The sequence below is a fragment of the Faecalicoccus sp. genome, assembly GCF_036552745.1.
In the GTDB taxonomy this organism is placed as follows: Bacteria; Bacillota_I; Bacilli_A; order Erysipelotrichales; family Erysipelotrichaceae; genus Faecalicoccus.
Genome location: NZ_JAXKBY010000192.1, coordinates 1 through 1,696 on the forward strand (window position 1 = coordinate 1; position 1,696 = coordinate 1,696).

1 protein-coding gene is annotated in these 1,696 nt (G+C 39.2%); it reads left to right on the forward strand.

What is annotated here, in order from left to right:
• A partial coding sequence (locus tag U0M88_RS09070) for a Na/Pi cotransporter family protein (RefSeq protein ID WP_331869599.1) occupies positions 1–1,438 on the forward strand: 1,438 nt, incomplete at its 5' end.
• Positions 1,439–1,696: the final 258 nt, after the last annotated feature.

A 1,696-nucleotide genomic window follows, 5' to 3' on the forward strand; every position in this document is an offset into this window, starting at 1 on the left:
AAATGCCCGTTTGATGACTTTGCAGCAGGCTGTTTGGATCATTATGGGTGCCAATATCGGTACGACCATCACCGGACAGCTGGTGGCACTGAATGTCAGTGAGATTGCACCACTGATCGCCTTTGCCGGTGTTGTATTGATCGTTTTCTTGAAGAATCCAAAGCTTCATTATTTTGGTTCGATCATTGCCGGTCTGGGTATTTTGTTTATTGGTATGGACATGATGTCTTCTTCTATGAGTCCACTCAGAGAATCCGAAGCGTTCATCTCATTGTTGACAAACTTTTCCAATCCTGCCATCGGTATTTTAGTAGGCGCTTTATTCACCGCTCTCATTCAGAGTTCTTCGGCTTCCTTAGGTATCTTGCAGGCTTTAGCCCGGAGTGGTTTGATTGGTTTGGATGGTGCAGTCTTTGTATTGTTTGGACAAAACATCGGTACTTGTATTACAGCCATTTTGGCATCCTTTGGAACCAGTCGAGAAGCCAAGCAGACAACGATTATTCACTTGAGTTTCAACATCATCGGTACGATCATCTTTACCACGGTTTGTCTGTTGACGCCGCTCACTTCCGTGGTTGCCGGATGGTCACCGGATAATGCAGCCCAGCAGATTGCCAATATGCACACATTGTTTAATGTGGTCACAACATTGATCTTATTGCCATTTGGAACTTATTTGGCTGCCTTGGCACAACATATTCTTCCAAGTGAGAAATTATCGGTGGATTCGGAGGGTTTAATGTATTTACAGCCTCTACCCAAAAGCAATAAAATCATTGGTTTATCAGCCATCAATGTGCAACAGGTCAATGATGAAATAATGCGTATGATGAAGCTTGCCTATACCAATGTATCGGATGCTTTTGATCAGCTGATCAACTATAAAGAAGATCGTTCCAAATCGATTCAGAAACGAGAAGCGGCTGTTAACTTCTTGAACAGTGCGATCTCCAAATATATTACCGATGCCTTTGCCTATGGCAACTTAAATCAGGAAACTTCAAAAACACTTACCGCTTATTATACGATGTTAGTCGATATTGAACGTATCAGTGATTATGCGATCAATATGGATCGACAGGCTTTGGTTATATCGAAAGAAACCACAAATGATGCCGAAAAAACAATCTTGCGAAAGATGAAAAAAAGAACTTTCAAAATGCATGATTTTATCTTTGATCTAAACAAGGCAAACAACTACAATAACCAAATCGATGAAAACACACAGGAATGGAGAACGGCTCAGATCCAGGGCTTAAAAGACAAAACTATTTCCAGTGAACTGGGAATTGCTTTCTCCAGAATCTTAACCGATTATGATCGAATCAATGATCATGCGGTCAACCTGGCTGAAGAAATCGATAAAATAGATAAAGGCTTACTTGAAACGATGATAGAAGAACATATATCTGTTCCAGAAGGCGCTGTTTCATAACAAATTGCATATTTATTTTATTTGTAAACACTGCTGATATACATATGAAATTTAATGACAAAATTGAGTGTGATTAACAAATTGACCATGCTTGATACTATGCTGTAAATCAGGTAGTCAAATGAGCAAAGTGCCTGAAACATAAAAAGGGAGAGTAACTCCAATGTCATTAAGTTAAGAAAATGAACACTTTGAGGAGCACACAAAATGTGCGCCTCTCTTTTTTTTATCAAAAAATCAAACAAATATATTGACAAA